Source organism: Nocardia farcinica (genome assembly GCF_029867845.1).
Classification (GTDB): domain Bacteria; phylum Actinomycetota; class Actinomycetes; order Mycobacteriales; family Mycobacteriaceae; genus Nocardia; species Nocardia farcinica_A.
In genome coordinates this window covers 1-7,189 of sequence record NZ_JARWRU010000805.1, presented here as the reverse complement: position 1 = coordinate 7,189, position 7,189 = coordinate 1, and the positions used below count along the sequence as shown (strand labels likewise).

General features: G+C 70.7%; 8 protein-coding genes and 1 pseudogene. 6 read left to right on the top strand and 3 right to left on the bottom strand.

All coding sequences use genetic code 11. From position 1 onward, the window contains the following. Nucleotides 1-455, bottom strand: a 455-nt coding sequence (locus QH283_RS17600; RefSeq protein ID WP_280504077.1) for an AMP-binding protein, incomplete at its 3' end; no start/stop codon positions are given. Nucleotides 456-609: 154 nt separating this feature from the next. Next, nucleotides 610-1,722 carry an ABC transporter permease gene (locus tag QH283_RS17595; protein WP_280504076.1) on the bottom strand — a complete coding sequence of 371 codons (1,113 nt, stop codon included), beginning with the start codon at nt 1,720-1,722 and terminating at the stop codon, nt 610-612. Between the two features lie 101 nt (nt 1,723-1,823). Here QH283_RS17595 and QH283_RS17590 point away from each other — a divergent pair, with 101 nt between their 5' ends. The 6 genes from QH283_RS17590 (at nt 1,824) to QH283_RS17565 (ending at nt 6,356) form a co-directional block, all read left to right on the top strand. Further along, nucleotides 1,824-2,381, top strand: a complete 558-nt coding sequence (locus tag QH283_RS17590) for a TetR/AcrR family transcriptional regulator (RefSeq protein ID WP_280504075.1) — start codon at nt 1,824-1,826, stop codon at nt 2,379-2,381. Nucleotides 2,382-2,561: 180 nt separating this feature from the next. Then, entirely contained in the window at nt 2,562-3,425 is an 864-nt protein-coding gene (locus QH283_RS17585; protein WP_280504079.1) for an ABC transporter substrate-binding protein, read from the top strand. A gap of 3 nt (nt 3,426-3,428) precedes the next feature. Further along, the gene (locus QH283_RS17580) at nt 3,429-4,355 is read left to right on the top strand and encodes an amino acid ABC transporter permease (RefSeq protein WP_280504074.1); all 927 of its coding nucleotides are present in this window, start codon (nt 3,429-3,431) and stop codon (nt 4,353-4,355) included. Between the two features lie 26 nt (nt 4,356-4,381). Next, on the top strand, nt 4,382-5,134 hold the full coding sequence (locus tag QH283_RS17575; protein WP_280504078.1) for an amino acid ABC transporter ATP-binding protein: 753 nt from the start codon (nt 4,382-4,384) through the stop codon (nt 5,132-5,134). Between the two features lie 143 nt (nt 5,135-5,277). Beyond that, on the top strand, nt 5,278-6,162 hold the full coding sequence (locus QH283_RS17570) for an SPFH domain-containing protein (RefSeq protein WP_280504073.1): 885 nt from the start codon (nt 5,278-5,280) through the stop codon (nt 6,160-6,162). Between the two features lie 8 nt (nt 6,163-6,170). Beyond that, nucleotides 6,171-6,356: a toxin-antitoxin system HicB family antitoxin gene (locus tag QH283_RS17565; RefSeq protein ID WP_280504072.1), complete on the top strand. Its 186-nt coding sequence runs from the start codon at nt 6,171-6,173 to the stop codon at nt 6,354-6,356. Between the two features lie 85 nt (nt 6,357-6,441). On the opposite strand, the pseudogene QH283_RS30195 reads toward QH283_RS17565, so the two are convergent. After that, nucleotides 6,442-7,189: pseudogene (locus tag QH283_RS30195) on the bottom strand (class I SAM-dependent methyltransferase); the annotation flags it as partial.

Genomic DNA, 7,189 nt, shown 5'->3' with positions numbered 1-7,189 from the left:
GCGGAGACCACGTCGGTGAACTCGTCGTCGTAGAGGATGGCGCGCACCTGTTCGCGGACCGCCACGTCGGCCAGCTGCGGCTTGGCGAAGCCGGTGTTCATCAGCACCAGCCGCGACCCGAGCTTGCCCGCCGCCAGCATGGTCAGGATCATGCCGCGGTGGTCGCGGCACAGGGAGGCGAGCACGGTGTCGGCCCCGAGCCCCGCGGCGGCCAGGCCGCGCGCCAGGGCGTCGGAGAGCCGGTCCAGCTCGGCGAAGGTCAAGGTGCCCCGCTCGTCGACGACGGCGGGCTTCTCGCCGTGGACCCGCACGGCGTGGCGCAACACGGTCGTGAACGGGCCGTAGATCTCCGAGTCGCGCATGGTGCGCAGGGTCTCGGCGGGCTGGAGCGGGTTGATCATGCCGCGCTTGCTGAGCACTCTCAGCGCGGTGACCCCGTCTGCCGCGGTCCGCACCAACTCCCGTGGTGACACCCTTTTACCCACTGCGATCTCCACTTCACTCGACCTCGGTTCCCAGCCCCCGGAACCGTCGGTCCGAGCCTAGCCCAGGGCGAGAATCGCCATTCACTTATTCGTGAGATCCGGTGGGAAGACACTGGTCACGCGCTCAGGCGGGCTGGGGCGCGGGCTCCTCGCGGTCGTCCGCGGGCGCGGCCTCGACGGCGGCCGACCGCCCGGACTCGCCGCCGCCGGGCGCATGAGCGGGGGACTGCTGGGCGGGGGAGTGCGCAGTGGTGGTGTCGGCGTTCCCCGTGCGGGCGGCGCGACGGGCGGACAGCGCGACGAGAATCAGGCCGAGCGCGATCCAGCCGAGCAGCACCAGGACCGACCGCCCCGACCCCGCGCAATCGAAGAACGCGGCCGAGCGGATGACCGTGCCCGCCGCGCCGATGGGCAGTGACTGGCCGATCGCGCCCCGGGGTCGCGGCAGCCAGTCCGGGCCGGTGGCGACCCCGGACAACGGATTGGCGATGAACACCATGGCCAGGCCGCCGATACCGAGCCCGGCGAAACCGAGCAGGGACTCCAGGCCGAGCACGGTCAGCGAGATCGCGGCGATGCCGAGACCGACGCCGGCGGCGGTCGGCCAGAACATGCCGCCGAGCGCGCCCATCCCGTGCAGCACCGCGGTGGCGGCGATACCGGCCAGCGCGGAGAAGACCATCGCGCCGGTGACCCGCAGCGCCCGGTTGCGGTTGAACAGGGTGACCAGCACGGCCGCCGAGGCCATGCCGCCGAAGGCCAGTGGCAGCGCCAGCGCGGAGATGCCCGAGCCCGCCGGATCGCCGGCGGGCAGCGGCACCACGTCGATGTAGGTGACCGGCAGGCCGTCGGCCTCGAGTCCCGCGCCCACGGTCTTCAGCAGGCCGGCGTAGGGCGAGCCCGCGGCCGAGGCGGTCTGCACGATCGTGCCCGCGTCGGTGAAGGAGATGCCGCCGATGGCCGCGCGGGCCTCGATGGCCTCCGCGACCGCCTCGGGGTCGGTATAGGTGGTGAGCGCGAACGCGCCGGGATCGCGTTCGGTCAGCGTGTCGCGCAACTGCTGGACCGCGGCCTCGGGACCGGAGACCGCCAGGGGCAGGTCGTGCGGGCCGGAGTTCAGCGCGGGGGCGGCGAAGGCCAGCAGCATCAGGCAGACCGCGGCGGTGAGGCCGAGGACGACCGCGAGCAGCGCCCTGGGGCCGGCGGGCGGTTTGTCGGGATTCGGGGTGGGCAGCACGGTGACCTTTCCTAAGGGGAGTAAATCGCTCCGCTTATAATCGGAGTATATTACTCCGGTTGGTAGGGTTGTCCAGTCGCTGTGACGGAACGGGGTGCCTCGTGCGGGTCGATGCCAGAACGAACAGGGCCGCGCTGATCTCGGCGGCGCGACGGCTCATCGCCGCAGGCGGCGCCAAGGTGTCGGTGAATCTCATCGCCGAGGAGGCGGGGGTCGGCATCGCCACCATGTACCGCCATTTCCCCACCCGTGACGACCTGCTGCTCGGTGTCGCCGCCGACTTCCGCGACTCCATCGTCGCCGTCGCCGAACGCGCCGCCACCGAGATGGCCGCCGACGCCGGGACCGGCTGGGCCGCCTTCGTCCGGGACATGGCCGCGCTGCGGCCGGGCGCGCTCATGCCCGAACTCGCCGCGCACGCCGTCGACGGACCGAACTCCTCGGACTTCGCCGCCTTCCGCGCCGAGGTGGTCGCGGCCGTCGAGCGCGTGCTCGACACGGCGCGGCGGGCGGGCCTGGTTCGTGCCGACGTCTCGGCCACCCGCTTCCAGCTCGGCCTGGCGACCATCACGCGCCCGCTGCCCGCGGCGCGCATCCCGGAACTCGACGACCACGAACAGTGGCTCGTGGAGGTCTATCTGCGCGGCATGCGCCCGTGACCACCCGCCACGGGCGCGGCGAGATCCCGGGCGTTCTGTTTCGCTTGCATTACTGTCCAGCGCGAACGTCGAGTCTCGCTTACATTGCGACCGTGTGGTGAACGAGCGGTTTCACCTACGGAGACTGTGGAGGGTGCTGTGTCTGTTCGTTCCGTGTTCGGCAGGCCGGGTGTGAAGGCGATGTGTGCGGTGTTCGGCGGCGCTCTCGTGCTCGCGGGGTGCACCACCAACACCGAGGGAACCGGTGACGAGGTGGCCAAGGTCGAGGTGTCCGAGGTGCCGGAGATCGCCGCGACGTTGCCGGAGGACATCAGGCAGGCGGGCAAACTGGTCATCGGCGTGAACATCCCGTACCAGCCGAACGAGTACAAGGACGCCTCGGGCGAGATCGTCGGCTTCGACGTGGACCTGATGAACGCCGTCACCGCGGTGCTCGGCGTGGAGGCCGAGTACGTCGAGTCGGCCTTCGAGAAGATCATCCCGGCGATCCAGGCGGGCACCTACGACGTGGGTATGTCCTCGATCACCGACTCCAAGGAGCGCGAGGAGCAGGTCGACTTCGCCACCTACTTCAACGCGGGCATCCAGTGGGCCCAGCAGACCGGCAAGCCCGTCGACCCCGACAACGCCTGCGGCCTGCGGGTCGCGGTGCAGGCCACCACGGTCGAGCACACCGACGAGGTGCCCGCCAAGAGCGACAAGTGCGTCGCCGAGGGCAAGGCGCCCATCGACATCAAGGCCTTCGACGAGCAGAGCGCGGCCACCAACGCGCTGGTGCAGGGCCAGGTCGACGCCATGTCGGCGGATTCCCCGGTGACCGCCTACGCGGTCAAGCAGAGCGAGGGCGCGATCGAGCTGGCGGGCCCGGTGTTCGACTCCGCGCCCTACGGCTACGCGGTGCAGAAGGGTTCGCCGCTGGCGGCCGCGTTGCAGGCCGCCGTCAACCACCTGATCGCCAACGGGCAGTACGTGGAGATCACCGAGAACTGGGGCGTGCAGGACGGCGCCATCACCGAATCGGTGATCAACGGGGCCGTGGGCTGACCCATGGCCGCCACCGACGACGCCGCGCGGGAGCTCGGGCCGGAGCCGATCCAGGCGGTCCCGCTGCGCAGGCCGGGGCGCTGGATCGCCGCGACGATCATCCTGGTGCTGCTCGGGCTGTTCGTCTACGGCGCGGCCACCAATCCGGCCTACAAGTGGGACACCTACGCCAAGTACCTGTTCGACACCCGCATTCTGGCGGGCGCGGCGGTCACCCTGGAGCTGACCGTGCTGGCCATGCTCATCGCCATCGTGCTCGGCACGGTGCTCGCGGTGATGCGGTTGTCGCCCAACCCGGTGCTGCGCGCCACGGCCTGGGTCTACCTGTGGGTCTTCCGCGGCACCCCGGTGTTCGTGCAGCTGGTGTTCTGGGGACTGTTCCCCTCGCTGTACAAGCAGATCGTGCTCGGGGTGCCGTTCGGGCCGAGCTTCGTGGAGTTCGACGTCCAGAGCCTGCAGGCCGCGTTCGCCTTCGCGGTGATCGGCCTCGGGCTCAACGAGGCGGCCTACATGGCCGAGATCGTGCGCGCCGGCATCAACTCGGTGGGCGAGGGCCAGCGCGAGGCCTCGGTGGCGCTGGGCATGTCCTGGGCGCAGACCATGCGGCGCACCGTGCTGCCGCAGGCCATGCGCGTCATCATCCCGCCCACCGGCAACGAGCTGATCGGCATGCTCAAGACCACCTCGCTGGTCACCGCCATCCCGCTGAGCACCGACCTGTACGGCCGCGCCCGCGACATCTACGGCGTCAACTTCCAGCCCATCCCGTTGCTGCTGGTGACCGCCACCTGGTACCTGGCCATCACCAGCGTGCTCATGGTCGGGCAGTACTACCTGGAACGGCACTACTCGCGGGGTGTGTCACGGCAGCTGACCGCCAAGCAACTGCGGGCACTGGCCGACGCACAGAAACCGGATATCGCGAAATGACAGCAACGGCCGACGCGCCGGTCCCGATGATCCGCGCCGAACGGGTGTGCAAGAGTTTCGGCGCGCTGCAGGTGCTCAAGGGCGTCTCGCTCGAGGTCGCGCGCGGGGAGGTGCTGTGCCTGATCGGCCCATCCGGTTCCGGCAAGTCCACCTTCCTGCGCTGCATCAACCACCTAGAGCAGGTCAACGCGGGCAGGCTCTACGTCGACGGGCAGCTGGTGGGCTACCGGCAGAAGGGCGACAAGCTCTACGAACTGCACCCGCGCGAGGCGGCCAGGCAGCGCCGCGACATCGGCATGGTGTTCCAGCACTTCAACCTGTTCCCGCATCGCACCGCGCTGGAGAACATCATCGAGGCGCCGACCCAGGTGAAGAAGGTGCCCAAGGCCAGAGCGCTCGAGCGGGGTCGTGAGCTGTTGGCGCGGGTCGGGATGGCCGACAAGGCCGACGCCTACCCGGCGCAGCTGTCCGGCGGTCAGCAGCAGCGCGTCGCCATCGCCCGCGCGCTGGCGATGGACCCCAAGCTGATGCTCTTCGACGAGCCGACCTCGGCGCTGGACCCGGAACTGGTCGGCGAGGTGCTCACCGTCATGCGCGAGCTCGCCGACAGCGGCATGACCATGGTGGTGGTGACCCACGAGATGGGCTTCGCCAGGGAGGTCGCCGACCAGCTGGTCTTCATGGACGGCGGGGTGGTGGTGGAGTCGGGTCCGCCCCGCAAGGTGCTGGCCGAGCCCGAGCACGAGCGCACCAAGGCGTTCCTGTCTCGTCTTCTCTAGCCGATCCGATCCAGCCGATCCGAATCGGCAGCACGGCACGAGCCCCGGAAGTCCTCCGGGGCTCGTCCGCGTTCGGGGGCGGTGTGAGCCCGCGCACCCCGTGCTATCGTGGTGATATCACTTCGATATTCCGGGAGGTTGTCATGGAGTTCCGCTCCGCGGCGCGGGTCAACGGTTTTCTGGTCCTGATCGCGCTGCTGGTGCTGCTGCTCGTCTTCGGCGGCGCCGCCGCGCTCGGGTTCGTGGCCGCGGCGGGTGGGGAGAACGTGCCAGCGCTGGTCGCCGCCATCGCGGCCTGCGTCGGCATCGCCGTCCTGCTGCTGCTGGCGAGCGGCCTGACCGTGGTGAATCCGAACGAGGCCAAGGTGGTGCAGTTCTTCGGCCGCTACATCGGCTCGGTGAGCGAGCCCGGCTTCTACTCGGTCGTCCCGCTGACCGATCGCAAGTCCATCTCGCTGCGGGTGCGCAACTTCGAGACCCAGAAGCTGAAGGTCAACGACGCCGACGGCAACCCGGTCGAGATCGGCGCGGTCGTGGTCTACAAGGTTGTCGACAGCTTCAAGGCGGCCTTCGCGGTCGACGACTACGAGGAGTACGTGGAGACCCAGTCCGAGGCGGCGGTCCGGCACCTGGCCACCACCCACCCCTACGACGCCCACGACGCCGGGCGCACCAGCCTGCGCGACGGCGCCGAGATCGCCGAGGAACTGACCGTCGAGCTGCGCGAGCGCACCGAGATGGCGGGCATCGAGGTTGTCGAGGCACGCATCACCCACCTGGCGTACGCGCCGGAGATCGCTCAGGCCATGCTGGTACGTCAGCAGGCGGCGCAGGTGGTCGCCGCACGGGCGCACATCGTGGAAGGAGCCGTCGGGATGGTCGGCATGGCGCTGGATCGGCTCACCGAGCAGGGGGTGGTCGAACTCGACGAGGAGCGCCGGGCGGCCATGGTCTCCAACCTGCTGGTGGTGCTGTGCGGTGATCGCGCGACCCAGCCGGTGGTCAACGCCGGAACGCTCTACAACTGACCGCCGCCGTGCCCGAGCGGAAGAAGCTGCTGCTGCGGCTCGACCCGGCCGTCCACGAGGCGATCGCTCGGTGGGCCGCCGACGACCTGCGCAGCGTCAACGCGCAGATCGAGTACGCCCTGCGGCTGGCGTTGGAGCAGGCCGGGCGCAAACCGAAGGCGAAGTCCGGGGAAGGCGCGTCCGACCAGGAGTGACGGCACGAGTGCGTGCGCGGGGGCGCGTGCGGAACCGAGGGGGACGGACCCGGCCGGTGGCCGGCCGGGGGCGCCGCCGGCCGGGGGGCGTGGGGGGGGCGTAGTTCGCGGGGCCGGGGTTGCTCTGCCCGCGCCGCGGGCTCCACTGGCCCCACTCGCGCTCGAGCCACTCCGGCCAGTCCGGTTCCACCAGGTCGTCCAGCACCAGGCCGGCGCCGACGATCTCGCGCACCCGGTCGCCGAGCGTGCGGTGGTGCTCCACATAGGTCGGCTCGCCGTCGGCGTCGACCTCGACATAGGGGGTGCGGTCGAAGTAGGGCATGGTCGCGCGCAGCCCGCCGGGGCCGGGATCGTCGGGAAAGATCCAGCGCATCGGGTGGTTCACCGAGAACACCCAGCGCCCGCCCGGCCGCAGCACGCGCGCGACCTCCCGCATCACCGCCGCCGAGTCGGCCACGAAGGGCACCGCGCCGAAGGCCGAGCAGGCCGCGTCGAAGGACTCGTCGGCGAAGGGCAGCGCCTCGGCGCCCGCCTGCACCAGCGGCGCCCGCCGCCCGCCCGCCGTCATCGCCGCCAGCCCGCGCCGCAGCATCCCCATCGACAGGTCCAACCCGACCGCGTAGGCGCCCTGACCGGTCAGCCAGCGCGCGCAGGGCGCGGACCCGCAGCCGATCTCCAGGACGCGCTTGCCCGCCAGATCCTCGCCGAGCAGATGCACGTCGCCCTCGTGCAGCCCCTCCGGGCACCACACGAACTCACCACCGGGTGAGTCCACGCCGAGGAACTCCGCGTGCGTGCGGTGGTAGTCGTCGGCATCGGCGTCCCACCAGCGG